At 66.2% G+C, this 20,294-nt stretch carries 28 protein-coding genes and 1 pseudogene; 23 read left to right on the top strand and 6 right to left on the bottom strand.

The features are described 5' to 3' along the window. Positions 1-294 precede the first annotated feature (294 nt). From J3U95_RS23725 to J3U95_RS23735, 3 genes are read right to left on the bottom strand one after another with little or no spacing between them, the layout of a single operon-like run. Complete coding sequence (locus tag J3U95_RS23725) at positions 295-588, bottom strand: HNH endonuclease (RefSeq protein ID WP_208281107.1); 294 nt, start codon at positions 586-588, stop codon at positions 295-297. 1 nt (position 589) lies between these two features. Further along, positions 590-844: a hypothetical protein gene (locus J3U95_RS23730; RefSeq protein ID WP_208281108.1), complete on the bottom strand. Its 255-nt coding sequence runs from the start codon at positions 842-844 to the stop codon at positions 590-592. Next, positions 841-1,041, bottom strand: coding sequence for a hypothetical protein (locus J3U95_RS23735; RefSeq protein ID WP_208281109.1), 201 nt, complete (start codon positions 1,039-1,041; stop codon positions 841-843). The genes J3U95_RS23730 and J3U95_RS23735 overlap by 4 nt, the downstream gene beginning before the upstream one ends. Positions 1,042-1,284: 243 nt before the next feature. On the opposite strand from J3U95_RS23735, the gene J3U95_RS23740 reads away from it, so the two are divergent. Next, positions 1,285-1,494: a hypothetical protein gene (locus tag J3U95_RS23740; protein WP_208281110.1), complete on the top strand. Its 210-nt coding sequence runs from the start codon at positions 1,285-1,287 to the stop codon at positions 1,492-1,494. Here the strand turns inward: J3U95_RS23740 and J3U95_RS23745 are convergent. Beyond that, entirely contained in the window at positions 1,482-1,691 is a 210-nt protein-coding gene (locus J3U95_RS23745; protein WP_208281111.1) for a hypothetical protein, read from the bottom strand. The two genes, J3U95_RS23740 and J3U95_RS23745, sit on opposite strands and share 13 nt — an antisense overlap. Positions 1,692-1,773: 82 nt before the next feature. Here J3U95_RS23745 and J3U95_RS23750 point away from each other — a divergent pair, with 82 nt between their 5' ends. Then, positions 1,774-2,487 (top strand): XRE family transcriptional regulator, encoded by a 714-nt coding sequence (locus tag J3U95_RS23750; protein ID WP_208281112.1) that lies wholly within the window; start codon positions 1,774-1,776, stop codon positions 2,485-2,487. A 156-nt stretch (positions 2,488-2,643) separates the two neighbouring features. Then, a pseudogene (locus J3U95_RS28820) lies at positions 2,644-2,838 on the top strand (Rap1a/Tai family immunity protein); the annotation flags it as partial. Positions 2,839-3,038: 200 nt separating this feature from the next. Here J3U95_RS28820 and J3U95_RS23755 read toward each other — a convergent pair. Next, on the bottom strand, positions 3,039-3,347 hold the full coding sequence (locus J3U95_RS23755) for a hypothetical protein (protein ID WP_208281113.1): 309 nt from the start codon (positions 3,345-3,347) through the stop codon (positions 3,039-3,041). 92 nt (positions 3,348-3,439) lie between these two features. Between J3U95_RS23755 and J3U95_RS23760 the strand changes: the two genes are divergently transcribed. The 15 genes from J3U95_RS23760 to J3U95_RS23830 all read left to right on the top strand — a co-directional run bounded on the left by J3U95_RS23760 (position 3,440) and on the right by J3U95_RS23830 (position 12,388). Further along, a complete protein-coding gene (locus J3U95_RS23760) occupies positions 3,440-3,787 on the top strand; it encodes a hypothetical protein (protein WP_208281114.1) in 348 nt (115 codons plus the stop codon). Continuing rightward, a complete protein-coding gene (locus J3U95_RS23765) occupies positions 3,784-4,161 on the top strand; it encodes a hypothetical protein (protein ID WP_208281115.1) in 378 nt (125 codons plus the stop codon). Before J3U95_RS23760 ends, J3U95_RS23765 begins: the two co-directional genes overlap by 4 nt. 394 nt (positions 4,162-4,555) lie before the next feature. Further along, the gene (locus J3U95_RS23770; RefSeq protein WP_208281116.1) at positions 4,556-4,912 is read left to right on the top strand and encodes a hypothetical protein; all 357 of its coding nucleotides are present in this window, start codon (positions 4,556-4,558) and stop codon (positions 4,910-4,912) included. After that, the gene (locus tag J3U95_RS23775) at positions 4,909-5,145 is read left to right on the top strand and encodes a hypothetical protein (RefSeq protein ID WP_208281117.1); all 237 of its coding nucleotides are present in this window, start codon (positions 4,909-4,911) and stop codon (positions 5,143-5,145) included. Before J3U95_RS23770 ends, J3U95_RS23775 begins: the two co-directional genes overlap by 4 nt. Before the next feature lie 103 nt (positions 5,146-5,248). After that, the gene (locus J3U95_RS23780; protein WP_208281118.1) at positions 5,249-6,052 is read left to right on the top strand and encodes a hypothetical protein; all 804 of its coding nucleotides are present in this window, start codon (positions 5,249-5,251) and stop codon (positions 6,050-6,052) included. Next, a complete protein-coding gene (locus tag J3U95_RS23785) occupies positions 6,049-6,792 on the top strand; it encodes a hypothetical protein (protein ID WP_208281119.1) in 744 nt (247 codons plus the stop codon). The genes J3U95_RS23780 and J3U95_RS23785 overlap by 4 nt, the downstream gene beginning before the upstream one ends. After that, positions 6,789-6,965, top strand: a complete 177-nt coding sequence (locus tag J3U95_RS23790; protein WP_208281120.1) for a hypothetical protein — start codon at positions 6,789-6,791, stop codon at positions 6,963-6,965. The genes J3U95_RS23785 and J3U95_RS23790 overlap by 4 nt, the downstream gene beginning before the upstream one ends. Then, entirely contained in the window at positions 6,962-7,306 is a 345-nt protein-coding gene (locus tag J3U95_RS23795) for a hypothetical protein (protein ID WP_229520065.1), read from the top strand. The genes J3U95_RS23790 and J3U95_RS23795 overlap by 4 nt, the downstream gene beginning before the upstream one ends. A gap of 19 nt (positions 7,307-7,325) precedes the next feature. Then, positions 7,326-8,840, top strand: a complete 1,515-nt coding sequence (locus tag J3U95_RS23800; protein WP_208281121.1) for a zinc finger-like domain-containing protein — start codon at positions 7,326-7,328, stop codon at positions 8,838-8,840. Then, positions 8,837-9,019, top strand: a complete 183-nt coding sequence (locus tag J3U95_RS23805; protein ID WP_208281122.1) for a hypothetical protein — start codon at positions 8,837-8,839, stop codon at positions 9,017-9,019. Before J3U95_RS23800 ends, J3U95_RS23805 begins: the two co-directional genes overlap by 4 nt. Further along, entirely contained in the window at positions 9,016-10,242 is a 1,227-nt protein-coding gene (locus J3U95_RS28460) for a hypothetical protein (protein ID WP_229520066.1), read from the top strand. Before J3U95_RS23805 ends, J3U95_RS28460 begins: the two co-directional genes overlap by 4 nt. After that, positions 10,235-10,426 (top strand): DUF1382 family protein, encoded by a 192-nt coding sequence (locus J3U95_RS23815; protein WP_208281123.1) that lies wholly within the window; start codon positions 10,235-10,237, stop codon positions 10,424-10,426. The genes J3U95_RS28460 and J3U95_RS23815 overlap by 8 nt, the downstream gene beginning before the upstream one ends. Beyond that, positions 10,419-11,102 carry a hypothetical protein gene (locus tag J3U95_RS23820; RefSeq protein WP_208281124.1) on the top strand — a complete coding sequence of 228 codons (684 nt, stop codon included), beginning with the start codon at positions 10,419-10,421 and terminating at the stop codon, positions 11,100-11,102. Before J3U95_RS23815 ends, J3U95_RS23820 begins: the two co-directional genes overlap by 8 nt. Position 11,103: 1 nt before the next feature. Then, positions 11,104-11,286: an excisionase gene (locus tag J3U95_RS23825; RefSeq protein ID WP_208281125.1), complete on the top strand. Its 183-nt coding sequence runs from the start codon at positions 11,104-11,106 to the stop codon at positions 11,284-11,286. 1 nt (position 11,287) lies between these two features. Then, positions 11,288-12,388, top strand: coding sequence for a tyrosine-type recombinase/integrase (locus J3U95_RS23830; RefSeq protein ID WP_208281126.1), 1,101 nt, complete (start codon positions 11,288-11,290; stop codon positions 12,386-12,388). Positions 12,389-12,552: 164 nt separating this feature from the next. Here the strand turns inward: J3U95_RS23830 and J3U95_RS23835 are convergent, their stop codons facing one another. Continuing rightward, positions 12,553-12,789 carry a hypothetical protein gene (locus J3U95_RS23835; protein ID WP_208281127.1) on the bottom strand — a complete coding sequence of 79 codons (237 nt, stop codon included), beginning with the start codon at positions 12,787-12,789 and terminating at the stop codon, positions 12,553-12,555. Between the two features lie 212 nt (positions 12,790-13,001). Between J3U95_RS23835 and J3U95_RS23840 the strand changes: the two genes are divergently transcribed. The 5 genes from J3U95_RS23840 (at position 13,002) to J3U95_RS23860 (ending at position 20,196) form a co-directional block, all read left to right on the top strand. Continuing rightward, positions 13,002-16,127: a penicillin-binding transpeptidase domain-containing protein gene (locus tag J3U95_RS23840; protein WP_208281128.1), complete on the top strand. Its 3,126-nt coding sequence runs from the start codon at positions 13,002-13,004 to the stop codon at positions 16,125-16,127. 91 nt (positions 16,128-16,218) lie between these two features. Continuing rightward, a complete protein-coding gene (locus J3U95_RS23845; protein ID WP_208281129.1) occupies positions 16,219-17,517 on the top strand; it encodes a hypothetical protein in 1,299 nt (432 codons plus the stop codon). Continuing rightward, a complete protein-coding gene (locus J3U95_RS23850) occupies positions 17,514-18,074 on the top strand; it encodes a hypothetical protein (protein ID WP_229520067.1) in 561 nt (186 codons plus the stop codon). Before J3U95_RS23845 ends, J3U95_RS23850 begins: the two co-directional genes overlap by 4 nt. Before the next feature lie 26 nt (positions 18,075-18,100). Continuing rightward, positions 18,101-19,207: a hypothetical protein gene (locus J3U95_RS23855; protein ID WP_229520068.1), complete on the top strand. Its 1,107-nt coding sequence runs from the start codon at positions 18,101-18,103 to the stop codon at positions 19,205-19,207. Continuing rightward, positions 19,204-20,196 (top strand): hypothetical protein, encoded by a 993-nt coding sequence (locus tag J3U95_RS23860; protein ID WP_208281131.1) that lies wholly within the window; start codon positions 19,204-19,206, stop codon positions 20,194-20,196. The genes J3U95_RS23855 and J3U95_RS23860 overlap by 4 nt, the downstream gene beginning before the upstream one ends. The last annotated feature ends 98 nt before the right edge of the window (positions 20,197-20,294 follow it).

The following is a 20,294-nucleotide window of genomic DNA, read 5'->3' on the forward strand; positions in this document are numbered from 1 at the left end:
ATGCCGCGTTGTAGTCTTTCCAGTTGGTCGTTCGGTACTTCAGCTTTACGGGAGCAATCATGCCGTCAGTTTACCCGTGCTGCGCCTCGGCCGCTGATGGGCCGATTTGTGCAACAAAGCCCTGGCGCGTCGTCGTCGTAGGGGAAAAGAAGGCTCGCGAGCATTCGCGAATTTCCGCGAAGCCTCCCCTCGTCGTCGGCAATCGTCCAGAGTTGGAGGAATGTAAGGCGAGCGTCTCGCGAGACGTTGCCCATGCTTTCCGACTGCGGGAACTCGGGCTTGATAGAGCGAATCCTAGCCATGCTGAGTCCCTTTCGCGTCGACCAAGCCAGCCTTACGGCTGTTGCAGGACTGGCAGAGGCATTGCATGTTGCTCGGATGGTGCGCACCACCATTGCGGCGCGAAACGATGTGATCGGCCACCAGGGCGCTGCGGTCAGTTGACCCGCAGGCCTTGCAAGTGTGGTTGTCGCGGTGGATCACGAAGTCGCGCAGCGCGGCGTGAGCAGGGATGCGCATCTTGAGGCGGCCTAGTATCTGCGGAACGATCCATGACTTGCCGTTGTGGTCTGTCCAATAGTCGCGCATGTCAGTGCCCCTTCTCGATCAGGGACACCTGGCGCGGGTCTACCGGCTTGGCGACGTAAATGAAGCCGCGTTCGCAGTGCTCGAGTTCGGCACGCTGGGCGGCCCGGCAGGCGCGATCGCAGATGGAAGAATGCTGGCCGTTGAACAGGCAGCCGCGGCAGGACTTCGCCGGCCGGGTGGTGAACTGGATGGACTCGGGCGACAGGGATTCCCCCTTGTGCCCGAGACACTTCTGGATGCTGACGAGCTGCGTCATGGCGGCGAGACCTTCCCCGCCTTGCGGTACTTCTCGACGGCCTCGGCCAGCTCTTTTCCGCTGAGCTTAAGCAGACCGACCTCGCGTGCTTTCTGGTCCTGTGGCGCAGCCGCTGCATTGCGCCGCTGGTCGACCCAGTCACACGCCTTGGCGATAACCTTTGTCGCCGCGCGGTTTTCGGGTGATAATTTGCTCACTGTTGAAATCCTTTCATGGCCCGGTCTCTACCCGGGCCGTTTTTTTGCCTGTCTCCTGGCCACGAAGCCGGAAGCCATTAAAGGTGCCTCCGGCCAGTCGCCACTGCGCGGCCAACTGGCCCACGAGCGGCCCCTGTACGCACCGGGTGGCGCGGCCTAACATGGGCACTCACAGCACGCATGAGCAGAAGGTGCGCATGGGTAGCGCTGGGCAGGCCCTTTGCAGCGGAACATTTGGCGAACATGTCCTTCTGCTTCTGGGTCGCGCGAACTCGGATGATCTGGTCGCGCGGTCCGTCGTCTAAGTTCGCCAACGCGGCTTCGATCAGGGTCGGGCTCGGGTTCTTCATTTACTTCTCCTTGGTTGATGCGGATTTCGAAGGGGTGATGCTGGGCATGAGCCCGTGGGCAACTTTCTGCCCGAAAGAAAAAGCCGCGGGTTATTGCGGCTGAGGTGCGGTGCGCGGCTTCTTGCAACGCTGCTTGTGAAGTTCCAGTAATCGACTTCCGATCACCATGGATGGTCGGGCGCCGCGCTTGCCATGCCGGAACGCGTTGATCGTCGGCTGGCTGCACGGAACCAAGTCAGCAAGCTGCTGCTCGGTCAGGCCAGTCCCCAAGAGGTCAGAGGTGATTTTTTGGAAGTCCATGCCGTCACATTATCACGTTTGTGTTTGTGATGTCAAACACCAACGTGATTAAAATGTGTATTACATTCGTGATATGAAAAACTTGGCAGAACGACTGACCTTCGCGCGCGAGCGCAAGGGTCTCACGCAGGGGGCGTTGGCAAAATTGGCCGGCGTCTCTCAGAGCACCATCGGCAACCTAGAGGCCGGGTTGCGCAACACAGCAAGGTCAATCGTGGATATCGCAGGGGCCCTTGAGGTTGACCCCACCTGGCTCGCAAACGGCAAGGGCGAGATGAGCGTCGAGCCAAGCACTTCCGTGAGCGACTCGCCCTTTATCGAGGACGGCGCCACGACGATCGAGGGCCGGCCAGTGCGTGCTGGTGACAGGCCGGGCACCATTGCCGTCCCGCGCGTGAAGCTACGTCTTCGGGCTGGCGTGGCCAACTACGAGACAGAACCCGACCTGGGCGACGATGGACACGAGCTGATTCCGGCATCGGTCATTGCCGAGCTCCAACTCACCCCAGCGAACCTGTTGGCTGTACGCGTGCGAGGCGTAAGCATGGAGCCGATGCTGTTCGAAGATGACGTCGTGGTCATCGATCGGTCCGACATCAAGCCGATCAGCCGCGAGGTCTATGCGGTGAATGTTAACGGCGAATCATGCGTCAAACAACTGATCCATAAAGGGGGGCAATGGTATCTGCGTTCGTTGCATGAAGATCACCCGCCGGTGAATACGAAAAGTGCACAGGTTAGTATTGTGGGGCGCGTGGTTATTCAACCGACACGAGTTTTAACTGGGAGACTTTGATTGAGAAAGATTCTTTTTATTTTTACCTTGGCCTTCTTTTCTTTGCCTGCGCAGGCGCAGTTTATCAATGGTGCAAAGCTTATCGAATGGATAAATGATTACAATCAATTCCAGGCTTAGGGCGAGTTAAAGGGCTCCGCGTTTAATACTGGAACTCTTCTAGGACACGTTTGGACCGTAGCCGACGATGCCAAGTTGAAGTACATCTGCCTTCCTGAGGGTGTATCAGCGGCCCAGTTGGTGGCCGTTATCGAAAAGTATCTACGTGCAAATCCGGAGAAGTGGAACCATAGTGCAAATATCCTGTCTGCAGTCGCTCTTATGAATGCTTTCCCCTGCAATAAAAAATAATCCCCGCCGTGGCGGGGATGGGGCTAATCAAAAGGAGATGGGAGCTTTATGGCTATTTATGTTGTCACCTATGATCTGAATAATGAAAAGAACTATCCCCGCCTGTATGATCGATTAAAATCTGCGGGAAAGGAATGGTGTCGCGCCCTGGATTCCGTGTGGTTTATCGTCAGCGACGCTACCTCGGTCCAACTCCGAGATTATTTGGTTGTAGCACTTGATTCGGATGACATGCTCTTCGTTTCGGAAGTCACATCTAACTCAGCATGGCGACTACCACCAGCGGCCTCGGATTGGCTCATCGCCAGGTTGTAGTTCTCCTGCAAGCCATCGACCGGCGTATCTTCCTGCAGCCGGAACGGGAGTCCACGCAACTTAATCAACGTTCCCTTCGGTAGCACAACCATATCTTCCTCCATGCCCGCCACGCGCGGGCTTTTTTTCGCCCCTACGCCGGGGCCGGCTGCCTGAACTGTTCGGGCAGGAGACAGTGTAGCAAAATTCTGCAAGAAAAATCACGAATGTGTTTGACAACGCTAAACACATACGTGATAATCACTCCATCGCAACCGAGCCCAGCAGGGCGCACCAGGAGAAGACGATGGCAACCCCCGACCGAGACGACGACCTGCAATACCAAGCCGAGCTGGACAAGCTGACGCGCGAGAAGGCTTTCATGATCCTCGAAGCGATCAAGGCCGGCGGCAAGCTGAACACGATGGACATGATCGAGAACATCGACCCGTACCTGGGCGACAGCCAAGCACTGGCCGAGCTGCTGCAGGGCACGGCGCGCGGCGAGAACGCTCTGCTGGACCTGCTGCAGCGCATGGCCCTGGAGCTGGGCGAGAAACAGGCCGAGAAGGACCTGGCCGAGCGCGCACGCCGCAACCGCGAGCCTACGCTGGCCGAACGAGTTCACCGCTACCTCGACCGGGTGGCGGCATGAGCCATACCTGCGTGAAGTGCGGCGAGCATGAGGACTGCAGCTACAACGAAAAAACGATAGCCGACCTGACTGCGCGCCAGCTCTGCTTTAGCTGTGACTTTTACTGGCGCTTCCTGAATGACCCGGTCAAGACGCCGAATCGTCACCACCACAGCACGGCGGTTGTCGCTGGCGGAAACATCTACACCGACGGCGGAAACGTCGACAACCCCGGCAGCGGTCGGTTGCTCGGGTTCGCTGGTCATCGCTTCCACTTCCGGATGCTGGACGGCTCGCGGGAGTGGACCACCAACAACGTGTGGCACGGCGGAGCGATTCCCGAAATCTGGCGTGACGAAATCCCCGACACGGCCGAGATCGTCAGGCCGAACTAGGTAAGACGGCGCGCCGCGCCCCGGAACGCGCGGATTGCCTTGCCCGGGTCAGGAAACAGGGACTGTGGGATCAGAGCATGCCCCGTTCGCACTACGTCAGGTGCCGAGCGGCTCCCGTAAGGAGCCACCACAGAGCAAGGGAGGCGGGGAGAGCAGACCCGCAAAGCAGGTGGCCCCAGGGCCGGGTGCTGGTGGCTCCAGCCGAACGCACAAATGAAAAAGCCTTGTCCCGAGCTGGAGTAGCGCCCAGCCCCTTGCTCTGTGGTTCGCAAGCGCTGCCGACCCACTCGCGAAGATTTGCACCCTTCGCACCGCGGCCGCACCAGCGGCGCCGGAGACGTAACCGGCACCAATACCGAAGCCGGCCGCGCCGGCGCAAACAAGGAGAGCAGGGATGAGCCAAGCAGTCAAATTGAAGCGTGCGGTTGAACAGGCGCACGAGTACGTCGCCAAGATCGGCCGCCCGCAGCACCATTTCGGCGGCGATAGTGTTGGCGACCTCCGCAGCGTCGAGGTGGATACGCAAATCCATCACCAGGAAAGCTCCGGCAGCACGAATTACTGGAAGGACGCGGCCTTCGATGCTGCTCTGGCGCGGGTCGTGCGCAGCCGCTTCGCCGAGCTGGCCGCGGATGCGCTGGCCTTGATGCAATCGGACTACGCTGCGGCGCGCGTCGCTGAGAAGGAATCGCTGCTGGCGCAGCTCGCGGAGATTGAGGCGCTGGAATCGGCTGCAGCAGGTGCCAAATGATCGCCGCCACCCGCATCCACCGCGGCCCGTACCGCGTCATCCGCCGCCTGGCGCGCAAGCTGCTCAAGCCTCTGCGCCTGGCCGTGATCCGCCACCAGATCGCGCTGAGCGACGGCAACGTGCGGCACCTGAACGACCTGCGCATCGAGGCGATCTGCGCGCTGAACGCGGAGCACAAGCGGCAGGTCGAGCTGATGACCCGGCTGCGCGCTGTCGAGGGAGGCTTCGCGTGATCCATCACCTCCGCACCCAATACCGCCTCTCCCTGCGCGCCGGCTTCGGCCCGCGCAAGGCCGCTGTCCGCGCGCTGCGCACTTATATCCGAGGATTTTGACCATGAACGACGTAATCGAAATGCCGCGCCGCGAAGTAGCCGGCCTCACCGCAGGCGAAGTGCATCGCTTCTCCGCTTCCGAGATCCGCGAGCGCGTGAACCTGGTGCAGACCGTGATGCAGGGCATCATGAAGCGTGACACCCATTACGGCACCATCCCAGGCACGCCGAAGCCGACGCTGTACAAGCCGGGCGCCGAGGTGTTGTGCGTGACGTTTCGCGTCGCCCCGGAATACAGGATCGAAGACCTGAGCACGCCGGACGTCGCCCGCTACCGTGTGACCTGCGTCGGCCGCCACCAGGTTACCGGCACCTCGCTGGGTGAGGGCGTTGGCGAATGCTCGTCGGGCGAGGAAAAGTACAAATGGCGCGGCGCTGTGTGCACCGAAGAGTTCGAGCTGACACCTGAGAACGCACGCCGACTGAAGTTCGCCAAGTGGAAAGGCCAGGTCGAGAAGAAGATCCAGATTCGCACCGAAGCCGCCGACATGGCGAACACGGTCCTGAAGATGGCATGCAAACGCGCCATGATCGCGATGACCCTGAACGTCACGGCCGCGTCGGACATCTTCACTCAAGACATCGAAGACTTGCCAGAGGAGCTGCGCCAGCACGAGGCGGCAGCCCAGCCGCAACCGCAGCCGAAGGAGGAGCCGAAGAAGCCGATCGACGGCAAGGCCTTCACCAACGCCATGGCGGCGATCAAGGCCGGCCAATACGACGCGCAGTCGATGCGCGGCTACTACGAACTGACCCAGGACCAGGAGACCGCGCTGGCCGACCTGGAGAAGGAGCTGGCGAAATGATGCGCTTCCACCCGCATTGCGTTGGCCTGCTGATGACCGATGCGCAGTCGATCGACCAGTCGCTGCTCCCGGCCGAGCTGCTGCCGATCGCGGCCAAGGCGCGCAAGACCGATGCCGAGAAGGAGCTGCTGCAGCCCTATAAGGAAATGTCGCTGTCGGCCGGCGCCAAGACCTTCCTGAAGAACATGGCGAAAGAATTCGTCTTCAGCTACCACAAGGACATCGAGACCAAGTACATGGACAAGGGCCTGGCCCTGGAAGAGGCGGCCATCCAGTTCCTGAACAACCAGCGCTTCCAGAGCTACCGGAAGAACACGGAGCGCCGCGTGAGCGACCTGCTGACCGGCGAGTGTGACATCTACGTGCCGGGCGTGAAGACCATCGATATCAAGGTGTCGTGGTCGCTGGATACCTTCCCGGCGTTGAGCGAGGATGCGCATGACAGCCTGTACGAGTGGCAGGGCCGGGCCTACATGAGCCTGTGGGACGTTCCCGAGCACGAGGTGGTGCACGTGATGCTCGACACCCCGGACGAACTGATCAAGTGGGAGCAGCGCGAGCTGCACCAGGTCGGCCACATCGACCCGGCGCTGCGCACCACCAGCATCACGTATGCGCGCGACGCCGCAATGGAGCAACGCCTGGAGAGCAAGTGCCGCGTGGCCCAGGCCTATCTCGCGAGCCTCGTCGACCGCATCCTGGTCGAGCACGGCCGCGCGCCGATCGCGGAGGCAGCATGAACGCCGCCCACCAAGGCCACCTGTGCGACCTGGCCGACGCCGCCGTGACCGCGCTGACCGACCTGCAGATCGTTGACGCGCTGGTCGAGGCGTTTGACCTGCCGGCCCTGGCGATCATCGAGCGGCTGGCGTCCTTGAACCTGGCGGCCGTGCGCGGCGAGGTGGCGCCATGACGACAGAGAGCGAAATCAACATCTTCAGGTCGCTCGACTTCATCCGCGATAACGCGCCGGCCTACGCCAAGGCGAAATCGGAGCGGGTCTACCTGGAGGAATTTAGGAAATCGAAGAAGGCCCTACTGATGCGCGACGCGGAGATCGCCGGCCACAAGTCGGCGGTGTCTCAGGAGCGAGAGGCCTACGCCGATCCGGCCTACATGCAGCTTCTGGACGGGCTGCGAGTGGCGGTAGAACAAGAGGAGGCGCTGAAGTGGTTGATCGTCGGCGCCCAAGCAAAGATCGAAGTGTGGCGGACCATCGAAGCGAACCGCCGCGCCGAAGCCAAGACCCTGTAACCACAACGAGAGAGACCTGATGACCGACACCGATTTCCACGCCCGCCGCACCGAGCTGGCTAATAACTTCGCCACCGCCGGCGCCGAGCTGCTCGAGTTCATGGGCTCGGCCGGCGCTCTGGCTGCGATCCCGAACACGGCGCAGTATGTCGTGGCCGGCGACCCTGCCGCGATCCGCGCCCAGCTCGACACCGTCGCCCCGCAGCGCCGCATGCGCCACGGCGACCGCCCGGAGCTGGACCTGTACTTCGGACCCGATGCAGGGCAGGCGCGCCGCTGGGCTGCCCTGCTAACCAGCTCGGGCCATGGCGTCTTGCAGGAATACGGGACCAAGTTCGAGTACGCCCAGCCGGGCCAGGAAGTGCTGGAGGTGATGGAAATTCTTCCGGGCGCTGCCAATAAGGCGGCAGAAGAAGGCGGACTGCCAAAGATGCCTTATCCATTCGGATCAATAGATAGCTATGACAAGGACGGCCACCTTAGCCCTTGCGACGGATTCACATCCGACCAGATGAGTAAGTACGCCCATCAAGCCGTCGCGGCCGACCGCGCATCCCGTCAGGTCGCCAATAAGGCGGAAGTCGAGAAAGATGCAGCGCGATATCGCTGGTTGCGTGATCCTGACACAGATGTGGCACTGGTTCTGGATAAGCGAACTGGCTTCGTGCCGCCAGATGAGAGCGTGCCCGGAGTGGGCGGTTACAGCACCTATGAATACCGTGCTGGCGAAGAACTCGACGCAGCTATCGACGCTGCCATGGGTATCGCCACCCCTCCCGCAACTACTGGTGCAAGCACCGCCCCGACCGACGACGAAATCATGTCGAAGTATAAGCAGATCGTTGCTTACCCTGAGCGCCTGACGAGCGGCGACTACGCCACCGCGATCAAGCTGGTGCGCCACTTCTGCAAGTCGGCCCCTGCAAGCACTGTACTGACGGAAGAGCGGGTCGAGATCAAGGACACCGACGCGGCGCGCGCATACCTACTTCAGTGGATGGTGGCGCATTTTCCAACCGATCAAAGTTTTGGCGTCTATATTCAAACTCAATTGGCTGGGGACTTCGCCTACCAGTTGGCGCGTGCACTTGCCGCAACCCCTGTCGCGGCACAAGCCGGTCAGGTAGCGCCGGCCCAGCCCCTGGCCATGGTCAGCCCGAGCGAGCTGCACGATATCAAGGCGGGCCGCGGCGGCGTGCCGGTGCGCGGCAACCAGTGGCGCGCGGATCAGACCGTGCCGATCTACGCCGCTCCAGTAGCCGGTCAGGTAGCGGTGCCGGAAGGGTTCGTGCTCATGCCGCGCCGCCTGACCGCAGAGAACGGCGCCAAGGCGCTGCTCATGGGCGAGTTCAAGGAATCGATTCAGGTGCCATGCCCAGAGTGCGATGGTGAGGGCGACGATGAATGCTTGACCTGCGAAAACATGGGCGAAGTCTCGCGCGACATCCCGGTTAGCTGGGACAACATCAAAGCCATCTATGAAATGGCGGTCGAGCATCTTGCCGCCCCATCGCCAGCAAAGGAATCGAAATGATCGACAAGCCGATCTGCGAAATGACCGATGCCGAGTTCGATGAGGCTTATGGCGGGCGCGAGCTGCTGCCGATCGAGCAAGCGATTTACGAGGACGAGGGCGCTGAGCGCTTCGCCAAATACCATGGCCACGGCCGGACGTTCCCACAACAAGCCGAATATCCAGAGGAATCGAAATGAGCAATCCAACTGAACTGCCGGACCTGGACACCGTCATCGCTTTCCTGCTCGGCGAAGGCCCGCTGCTGGGCCAGCACTTCGGCGAAAAGCACCCCGAGAGCACCACGTATTGGTGGCGTGATTACCTGCGCTCCGCCGCTCGCCGCGCCCAGCCAGAGGGCATGAGCATCGCCCTGCGCGAAGTAACCGACAAGCTCAGCGCTACGGCGGCCGAGAACCTGTCGCTCAACCTGGCGAACATAGACCTGCGTGACCAGATGGCCCGCCTCACCGGCAAGCCAGAGGGCGAAGCGCCGCAAGCCGGCAAATGGATCACCTGCCCACGCTGTAAGGGCCAGCACGGCGGCGTCGGCGCTGATGGCGTGGAGGTCGATTGCTCGCGCTGCGAAAACGGCATGGTGTGGTCCCCAGCAGCCCGGCACGCAGAGAGCGGCGCACCGGCGATGCGTGAATGCCCCGAATGCGACGGAACCGGCCGCATCAGCCCGGTAGAGCTGTGCGCGCGCTGCGACCATAGCGGCGTCTTGCCAGCCCTCGCCGCTCAGTCCCAAGGCGCACAGGCGGTACTGAAAGAAATCGAGGCCGCGCTTCTCCGCGCACGCAACCCAATGGGTGATCGCCTGACCCATATCGACGCAGCACTTAACGCCACATATGCAGCCCTCGCCGCCCAGCAAGCCGCAGCACCTGACTCGCTGAACCTGATGAACGCCGACGAGATGGCCGCGCTTCGCCGGTTCGATGAGACCTGCCAGGACGGCGAGGGGTACGACGTGCCGAAGACGATGATGCAGCGCCTGGCCGCCATCGGCGTGGTGCGCCGCACGTCGGGCAGCTATTACGAGACGACCGAATTCGGCCTGCGCGTGCTCGACCAGCCAGCCCCTAGCGCCCCCGGCACACCGGAAGCGCCGCAGACCGCAGCCGCGCGCGACGTGCTGGCCGAGCGTAAGCGCCAGGTGGAGCAGGAAGGTTGGACGCCGGCGCATGACGACCAATACGACGGTGACGAACTGTCGTTGGCGGCGGCCTGCTACGCACTAGCTGGCGATGGCGGGAAATTCTTTCCGGCGCCCGATTACTGGCCGTGGGACCCAAATTGGTGGAAACCAACCACCGATCGCCAAAACCTGATCAAAGCCGGCGCGCTGGTGCTTGCCGAAATCGAGCGCCTGGACCGCGCCGCCCAGCTCGACGGCGGCCAGGGAGAGAGCCATGCTTGAGCGCGCATCCCCGGCCCAGCTGCGCAAGGCGCTGGAACTGGCGAACCTGTTCGTGAAGATGGGCGTCAACTTCGTGCCGGTGCCAGTCGCCAGCGACGAAGAACAGGCCGAGCTTGTCTCGCAGGCGATGGCGAAGCTGGAAGTAATGGAACAGCAGGCGGAAGGGAGCGAATCAAATGGCTGATACCTTGCGAGACATCGGCGCGCAGATGGCGAACGTGATGTCCAACTTGGCCCAGCGGCCCGGCGATGCGCTGACCGGCGACCATGTGGCCACGATGGACAGCCTACGCAAGCAGTGGGATGCGGCAGTGCGCGCCACCCCGCCATCGCCCAGCACCGCGCCCGAGGGGTGCGCATGGCTTCCGCTGGAGCCGACCGAGGCTATGGTGCACGCCGCTGAGGACCTGCCAGCGCCGCGCATGTTCGGCAAGGTCTGGCGCGCGATGGCCGGCGCAGCCCTTGCTTCTCGCCCTGCTGAGGTGGACGACGCTGGCGCAGGCCCTGGTGGTCAAATGGCGGTCGAGCAGGCCGAAACCCGCATGGATGCTGGCTCTCAGCCGGTGGTCGAGGTGGCGCAGGAGGTGGACGACGAAGGGCTGCCGCCGCTGCCGCCCGAGGCCGCGCGCGCTTCAAAAGGTGAAGGCCAGTTCTACATGAAGTGGTCCGAGACCGGTAAAGATCTGCGCGGCGAGCTGCTGCTGTTCACCGCTGAGCAGTACCGCCAGGGCCAGCGCGATGCGGTGGCGGCGTACAAGAAAAAGCAAGCAGCTTTGCAGGAGCTTGCCGACCAGGCGCAGGAGAACGGCATGGGCTACGGCGCGGCACCCTCACAAACCACCAATAAGGAGAATGGCTGATATGCAACAGCAAACTATTCAGTCGAGATACGTTACCCTGAAGGAATGGGCGGCGCTGACGTTGTCCAAGATCCCGCACCAGAACACGCTGCTGCGCTGGGTGCACGACGGGCATATTCAGCCGCAGCCGCGCAAGGTCGGCAAGGCCTGGCAGGTCAAGCGCGACGCGCAATACGTGGAGTGATATGGCACGGCAGAGATTAGCGAAGAACCGGGCGCTGCCGCCCAACCTGTATGTGAACAGCGCCGGGTACTACTACTACCGGGACCCGGCGCGGAAGACGCAGAAGGGGCTCGGCAAGGATCGGCCGAAGGCCATCCAGGCGGCTCGCCAGGCGAATGCGGCGCTGGCGGTGCGCGAGCCGTCGGCGCTGGTTGATTGGGTGATGGGCAAGAGCGACTACACGCTGCTCGAGTGGCTGCCCATCTACCGCGAGCTGTGGGAGGCGAAGGTGCAGCCGGCCGCGAACACGCGCTACGGCGCCAATAGCCTGCTCAGGCAGATAACCGCGGCCGACATTGCCAAGATGAAGATGAGACACATCGAGACCGTCCACGTTGCACGATTCCTCGAAGCGTTCGCGAACGAGAGTGGGCCGGCGAATGCACGAAACATGCGCTCGAAGCTGGGCGACATCTTCCGCTGGGCCGAGACACAAGGCGTAGTCGACGTCGGCAAGAGCCCGGTCGCGGCCACCTTTAACCCAAACTACCAGGTGAAGCGTGAGCGCATGAGCCTGGAGCAGTTCTGGTGTATTCACGCAAAGGCGTCAGCCTGGACGAAGAACGCCATGATGCTGGCACTGGTGACCGGACAGCGGCGCGACGACATCGTGAACATGCTGTTTGCCGACTTCAGGGATGGATACTTGCATGTCACGCAAGGTAAGTCAGGCGGCGCGATGAAGCTGCAGATCGACGGTGCGATCAAGCTCGAGAAGGTGGGGCTATCGGTGGCCGAGGTGGTGGCCGGCTGCCGCGACCTGTTCGTGAGCCGGCATCTGGTGCACCACACCGAGCGCGTGTCGACAGCGAAGCCAGGTGGGAAGGTGACGGCCAACTCGGTGACGATCGCGTTCGCGAAGGCGCGGGACCGGGCCGGGGTCACGGCATCGGATGGCAGGACGCCGCCGACGTTTCACGAGATTCGCAGTCTGTCCGAGCGGCTGTACCGGGAAGAGTTCGGCGCCGACTTTGCACAAGCGATTCTGGGCCACAAGAGCGCGCAGATGACGGCCAAATACGACGATCTGCGGGGCGGGTGGAAGAAGGTCAGCGCGAAGTGATTTCGGAAAATTTGCAACGAATTTCTGTAAAAATTCCAGATCGCCTTTAGGTTTGGGCGCGCTTTGAGGTTTCACTATTTACAACTGAAACAGATCAGTGGGCGCGGCAGCCCCCCCGGTCGCCGCGCGCCGCACGATGGCGGCACGTCGGCGACTAGCGGCGTTCACAAGCGGCTCCCGGCGGTGACGGTGTCCGCCGCCAGCAGTTGCGACCTTTCGGCGGCGTCCAGGCGCTTGGCGCTGACCGTCACGACCGCCATCTTGTCGCCGCTGGCGATGGCCGCATCGCTGACGCTGTAGCTGCTCGCATGGGCATCGGGAATCCTGGCCAGGTAGCCCGCCGGGACGGCGACCAGGGCGGCGGCGATGAAGATGGCTTCCATATGCTTGAGGACGTTCATTTTGCGGCTCCTTCGTGGGTGGTTGGTGTGTCGATGTGTCCACTGTAGGCCAAGCGCCGCTTGGTCTCCAGCGGCATGCGACGAGCGGTGGAAAACGTGGAATGAGCTGCATTCGGAGGCGGATGAAGACGCGGGATGGAGGCCTTTCACGTCCCCTCCGCTAGCTGAGCGCGAGGGGCGCGTGGGCGCCACGTAACCACCGGATGACAGGCATGCTCGCGACCCTGATCGACCAACTGGCCGCTACGCGCACGGCGCGCCGCCGTTCCCGCAACCTGCGCGCAGGCGCCCGCTCGACGAGCGCCGAGGCCAGCCGGTCGCTGTCCTTGGGTCCCGCCTGGCTGTGGGCCCTGCTGGTCATCGTCCTGGGCGGCGCCGTGGCGCTGGCGATGCATGCGCGTGCGCTGCCGGACGGCGCGGCCGAGACGCCCGGTGCAGTCGCGCTGGCCGCCTTGCAGCCGATCGCGCCAGGGCTCGACTTCGTGGTCCCGCGCGACAGCGGCATCTCGCTCACCCAGCACGGCGGCCTGGCCCTGCTGGTGGCGAGCGGCATGCGCGCCGGCCCGGCGCTGCGGGTCGACCTGTGCACCCAGATGCTCGACCCGGCGCGGCCGCGCATGCTGCCGCTGCGGATCGGTTACCCGTTCATTGATGCGGCGCGGATCGCGCGCGCCGCCAGCGCGCCGCCGCGCAGTGTGCTGCTGGCGCGGCCGGGTTCCGGCATGCCGCGCATCGACATCACCGGCAATGCCGGCGCCGGCACGGGCGGGCTGGCGATCGCCTGGAACGCCGGCGCCGCCACGGCGGGCTGGATCGGCGATGCCAGCGGCGGCAACGTCACGCGCGCGCGCCAGGGCCAGGCCGCGCTGGGAACGCGCGGCTGGCTGCTGTGGGGCAGCGAGGCGCTGCGCTTCACGCGCCGGCCCAGCGCCGCCTGTCCGCAGGCGGGCGAGCTGGTGCTGCATCATTTCCACCAGGGCGCCGCCGGCGGCGCGGCCCTGGTGCAGGCTTTCCCGGCCCAGGGAGAGCAGGTAGAGCTGCGCCTGGCGCCCGGTGCATGGCAGGTGCCGCTGCTGCCGGGCCCCGGCATGGAAGACAAGGCGCTGTTCGAGGCGCTGCGCACGCGCGGCCTGCTGCGCCTGGGGCCGGACGGCCTGGTCGAGCTGGCGCCGCGCGACTTGCTGGCGTGGCATCGGGCGGGCCAGGAGGCGCGCGCACCGCTGCCGGGCTGGGAAGATCACGTGCTGGACGCCGGCGACCGCCGCCTGCTGGAACGCTTGCACCACCGCGCCGACGGCGCCTATGTGCGCGAACAGGTGCGCATCTTTAATAGCGAGCGGCGGCTGGTGGCCTGGCGCACCCGGCCGGGCGCCGACGCGGTCTGGCATGCGCTGGTCGGCGGCGCGCCGGCGCCGCGTGAAGCCGGCCTGCCGGTGGCCGCGATGCGCCTGTTCGCGCGCCTGCCCGAAGGCTGGGAGCCGTGGCAGCGGGTCGGCGGCTGGGAAGGCGGCCGCCGGGGATCGCTGGTGACCCTGAATACCCCGGCCACCGGCCGGCCGGTCGAGCTGCTGGTGGCGGGCCGGGTGCGCGGCGTGTCGGGCGCCCGAGTGCTGGCCCAGGGCGCTTGTGACGGCCGCGCTTGCCCGGACCGCGAGGCGGTGCAGCGGCTCGTGCTGGCGCCGCTGGCCGGGGCGGCCGCGATCGCGGTGCAGGTCGAGCCGCTCGACCTGGCGGCGATGTCGGGGGGCGCCGACGCCGCCTATCGCCACCTGGCAATGGTCGATGGGCGCCTGGCCTGGCAGGCGCTGCCGGCCGGCGGCAGCGGGGGAGCACGGCCGGCTGCGGTGCCGGTACGCTTGCGCGACCGTCACGGAGAAGCATTGTGGGCCGACGGCGCGCCGGCCGAAGCGGCGCTGCGCGCCGGCCTGGCGCCGCTGCTGGGCGTGCACCGCCAGCACGACGGCAGCGTGGCCGGCATGCTGGCGCGGCTTGGCGGCACGGAGCACGAGGCGCAGTTGAGCCTCGACCTGGGCCTGCAGGCCACGGCCCAGCGGCTGCTCGACTGCATCGGCCTGCGCGGCGGCCGCTGGGACGGCCAGGCCTGCGTCGGCGGCGTTGACGCCCAGCCGGAGCGGCGCGCCGGCCTGGTGCTGCTCGATGCCGGCAGCGGCGATATCCTGGCCGCGGCCTCCAGCGGCGGCGGCCAGGCCGAGCCAAGCCGCTGGGGAGAATTGCGCGACTTCGACCGCGCCGACCCGGCGCGCAGCCCACTGCGCATCGCCGCCTTCCAGCACGACGGCGGCGCGCACCGCGCCCCTGGCTCGACCTTCAAGGTGATCACCGCCCTCGGCCTGGAGGAAGCCGCGCGCGGCGACGCCCGCCTGGACGGCCTGCTGCAGGGCTTGCCCCTGCACGAGGTGGACCGGCTGGCGCAGGCGGGCGGCTACGATTTTCGCACCGGCGCGCCCAGCTATCCTTTCGATGGCAACCGCGCGCGCATCACCAACTTCCGCGACCAGATCACCAGCACCCGCGCCCAGGACGGCCGCCTGGGGCTGGCGCAGGCGATGGCGCACAGCGTCAATACCTGGTTCGCCTGGGGCGCGGAATTAAGCGACCGTACGCTGATGGGGCAGCCGGACGGCGGCATGCCGGGCGCGCGCGAACTGGAACCGGGCGCGCTGGATACGGTGCGGCCGGTGGCGGCGATGGCGGGACGGCTCGGTTTCGGCCAGCCGCTGCGGCTCGACGGCGGCCTGCTTCCGCTTGAGTACCGCTGGGGCGAGTGGGACGCGCTGCAGGCCAGCGCCTCCCGCCTCGATCCGGTCCACAGCCGCCACGAGCTGCGCCAGATGGCGATCGGCCTGCGCATGCAGACCACGCCGCTGCAGATGGCGCTGGTGGCGGCGGCGGTCGGGGAGGGGCGTACCGTGACGCCGCGCCTGCTGCTGTCGCTCGACGGCCGCGCGGCGCAGACGGGGGCGGGCGCGCCGCTGGGCGTGCGCCTGGACCGCGTGCGCGCCGGGATGAAAGGCGTGATCGATGGCGGCACCGCGGCCGGGGCGTTTCGCGCGGCCGGCTTCGACGCGTTGCGCCCTGGCCTGTACGGCAAGACCGGCACGGCGCCGGTCGGCCAGGACGACCTTGCCACCGTCTGGTTCATGGGCTGGCTCGAGCCGGGCAGCCTGCCGGGCCAGACCGGGCGGCTGGCGTTCGCCGCCTTCGTGAGCCATTCGGCGGCCACCGGCGGCGGCCATGCCGCCCCGGTCGTGGCCGCCCTGTTGCAATCGATGCAATCGTCGATGAAAGGCCAGTCGTTGGAAAAGAGGCACAAATAAGGCTCTCCTGCGCGCCTCAAGGCCGTGTTTGTATGGCATCATCTATTTCAATCCGCTAAAACCGCGGAGCGAAACAGAGGATGGGTAAGGTATGCGTTTGCCGGGAACCCGGTATCAGGAACACGGTTGGGAGCAGGTCCGCAAGCTGCTGGGACACTGTTCCCTGCAGGCGTGCGCCCGGCTGGGGCCGGATACCTTGCTCGATCCGGATCCTGAACAGTCGCTCGGCGCCTATGTCGACGCGGTTGGCCATGCCCTGCATGCGGCCGGCGCGCGCGCCGAGGCGCCCGGCAACAGCTACGGCGACACCTGCGGCGAGCTGGCCTTGACCCTCGTCTACGAGCTGCAGGCGCGTCCGTCGGACTGGGCTGCCCTGTGTACGGCAGTAGCGGCCGAGCATGCGCGCAGCGGCGCGTTCTGGAGCCAGCCCGGCGGCGAGGCGCAGCTGCGCAAGAAATTCAACGACCTGTACGCCGTCCTGCGCGACAAGGTCGACAGCGACAACTACCAGGCCGCCTGCGGCCGTCCCTGCAGTCCCAACCGCATGTATGCCTATCGCATGCTCGATACCGCCTGGCACGAGGTCGCGCGCCTGTTCGAGGGCTGGCGCGAGCACGCGCCGCAAGTCGGCGCCATCCTGGGCCGCGAGGTAGTGGCGATGCCGATCGAGGCGCGCCAGCTGCGCACGAGCGGCGACTGCAAGCCCGAGTGGATCGTGCGCTGGAGCGAAAGCCTCGAGTTGCATACCGGCGCGGCCGGCCCGTTGCACACGAAGTCCAAGCGCTTCGCCAGCCTCAAGAACAGTCCCGAGAAGATCGGCGCCATGCTGCGCGAGATCGGCGAATACGAGCTGCTGTCGGCCAACCACGACCAGGATTGGCTGCACGACGCGGGCGAGGCCAACGCCTGGCTGGACGACTACTGGCGCGTGCTGGATGAATCGGAACAGGGCAGCACGCCGGGTCCCGACCTGATCCTGGAAGCGCGCCAGGACGAGCTGGACGTCCTTGAGCCCGAGGAGGCGTTTGACGCCGACCCGGCCGAGGCGCAGGAAGCCGCGCGCCTGGCCCTGGTCGCGCAACAATTTTCACTCCCCCCCAACTACGCTTTGTTGGCGGCGCTGGCCGAAGACCGCGCCAGCTGGGCGGCGCGCCGGATGGCGCAGGATTCGCTGCCGGTGCGGCTGGCGGTGTATCTGAAGCTGCTCGGCCCATTCGACGACAGCTATCCGTCCGAATGGCTGGATCCGCAAACCGGCGAGCTGCCGACGATGCAGCAGCTGGCCGGGCTGGACGGGATCTCGCTGCCGACCCTGCGCAAGCGGCGTGACGCCGCGATCAACCGCCTGAACGAGATGGCGGGAATGGAGGAGGAAAGACGATGGGCATGACGGAACTGGATCGCAAGCTGCAGGCCGGCGCCTTGCTGGGACGCCGGATCGCGGGCGACCGCCTGGTGCTGGCCGACGAGGTGCTGGCGCAGGCGCTGGACGGCAGCCGGCCCCTGACGGCGGGCGAACGCGCCGCGCTGCAAGGTTCGCCACTGACCTTGCGCCGCCTGCGCCACCTGGCGGACGGCCGGCGCGCGCAGGCGCAGCCCGGCAGCTGGCGCGGCAGCCGCGGCCTGTTGCGCGCCGCCGACAGCGGCAATGCCCTGGACCTGCTGCGCACCGACGACGGCATGTGGCGCCTGCACTTCGTCGACGCCGCGGGCAGCCTGGCCGTGGTGGTCCAGCTCGACCCGGAAGCGGCGGGTGCGGCCGGGGTGATGGCGGCGCGGCCGGCGATCCAGGTGCGGGATGGCCGCGGCGCGCTGGTACTGGAAGGGCAACTCGATGCCGACGGCGAGTGCGAGGGGCCGTGGCCTTTCGAAGCGCTGCCCGCGGCGCATTTTCAGCAGCATGGGGCACGCTTCGAGGTGATTCCTCGGGCGACTCCGATCACGTAGTGGTGTTCTGACACACCGGAAGGACGATGATGCTAGGTTCGCTGTTCAAGAGTACATTGCAGAACACGCTGCGCCCGCTGCGACAGCCGGAGTTCGACGCGAGCCGCCTCGGCGGCGTGGCGATCGCGCTGCCGGCGCCGAATGGCCTCACCGTCCCACCGGGCTGCGCCGCCGTGCTGGTCGACCGCGGAGGGCGCAGCCGGCGCCAGGCCGCCGGCAGCCGCATCGCCGCGATCGAGGGCGAAACCGCATGGTGCGTCCATCCCGGTCCTTACACCTGCGAGCTGACGCCGTTCGCAGGCGCGCCCGAGATCGGCCTGCGGGTGCACTTCGCGATCGACGCCAGCGACCCGCGCGCCACGCACCAGCGCTTCGACCTGTTCCTCGCCAGCGAGGCCGGCTGCATGGTCGAGTTGAATGGATTCGTCGAGCTGGCGCAGATCGCGCTGCAGCGTGAACTGGCCCAGGGCAACCTGGAACTGCCTCCCTGCACCACCCTGGAAGAGTGGAATGCCTTCCGCACCGGTTTCAACCAGCTGATGTATACGCGGTTCGGCGTGACGGTCGACGATTGCGTGCCGGTCGACCTGGGCGCCGCGCGCGATTATGCGGCCACGCTCGACGCCCGCCTGGCCGCGCGGCTCGATGCCGTCCATCCGCCGGCCACGGCCAGGGATGCGGCAGTGGTCCCGGCGCCGCCGCAGCAAGCCTTCGTTCCCGCCTGCGAGGACGCGCGCGCGCTGCGCCGCCTGTTCCTCGAGCTGCCCTGCCTGATGTGCGCGGTGCGCATGGCGGTGCTGCCGGCCGACCAGGGACGCTTCCGCCAGCACCAGGAGTTGCTGCGCCGGCTCGACCTGGTCAGCCTGTCGGTCGGCACCATGCCGGCCCTGGAACTGGCGGCCCCCGGCCAGCCGTTGGCGCAGGAAGAGCAGCTGCGGCGCGCGCGCCACAGCCGCCGCGCCGCCGCCGCGCTTGACGAGGCCTGGGCGCTGCTGGCGCGCCTGAAGGTGGCCGGCGAAGGGCCGCTCGAGGCCTTGTTCGACGAAGCCGACCGCATCGTGGCCAATCTCGAGACCGAGGCCGGCGCGCGGCGCGCCGTCACGGCGCGCGAAGTGGAGTTGGAGGAGGCATGACCACTGTTCAGTGCCGCAGCATCGCCGTCGACGGCGGCATGCTGACGATCACCGCCACGCGCCGCCCGCGCGCTGGACGCGCCGACGTCAAGTGCAGCGTGCCGGGCGCGCCCGGCGTGGCCGAGCGCATGCAGCAGGTGGTGCGCCTGGCGCGCCACACCGAGCCGCGCTTCGACAGCCGCGACCAGGTGGTGCTGAGCCTGGACCGCGCGCCGGCTGAGGGAGATCGCGACTGGGAATTGGCGGCGGTGCTGGCCGACCGCATCGTGCGCGACGTCTTTGCGCCGAAGCGCGAGGTCGTGGCCAATGGCTGGTCCGACGCCTGGCACCTGGGCCGGATCGATGGTCGTCGACTGGCAGGTATGCCCGACGGCGTGCTGCTGGGCGGCGCCGACGCGCTGGCGCACCTGGGCGCCCTCAACGGCCAGCCCGACCCCGCCGCCGGCATCTCCAGCGCGCGCGCCTGGTTCCCGATGCACAGCGGCGGAGAACACGATGGCCTGGGCTGGGTCGAGGTCAGCGTGCGGCCACTGGCCAGGGCCGGCAGTGGCGAAGACGACCCGGTCAGCGTGCCGGACGTCGATGCGGTGCGCCAGTCCCAGGTGGCTGCGGTGCTGTCCGGGTCGCGCCACTTCGATGGCCGCGGCCAGGGGCAGTGGCGCACCACGGTGCGTTTCGGCGAGCCGCGCTTCTCGGGCGACTCTTACCAGCTGGCGCTGGTGATGGCCGACCGCATGGCGCGCGGCCGCGAATTTTTGGCGCGGGGCCGGGTGATCGCCACCGGCAGCTCCAGCGCCTGGCATGCCGGGAAGGTCGAGGCGGTCGAGGCTCTGGCGCCGAAATGCGCGCTGATCGCACGCGAGGCCGGCCCGGGCGACCGCATCCTGCTGCCGAAGGAGTGGGAAGTCGCCCTGCCGCAGGGATTGCGCGAAGCCTTGCGCGCGCGCGGCGCCAGCCTGGCCTGCGTCGAGCGGATCGGCATCATCTAGCAGGAGCAGCGATTTGTTTGACCGGTTCGCACCCCGCGCACGGGAGCGACCCGTGCCGAAGGCATGGCCCTGCTAAAATCCAGTGGCTGGACGGCAGG

It is taken from the genome of Massilia oculi, assembly GCF_017582745.1.
Classification (GTDB): domain Bacteria; phylum Pseudomonadota; class Gammaproteobacteria; order Burkholderiales; family Burkholderiaceae_D; genus Telluria; species Telluria oculi_A.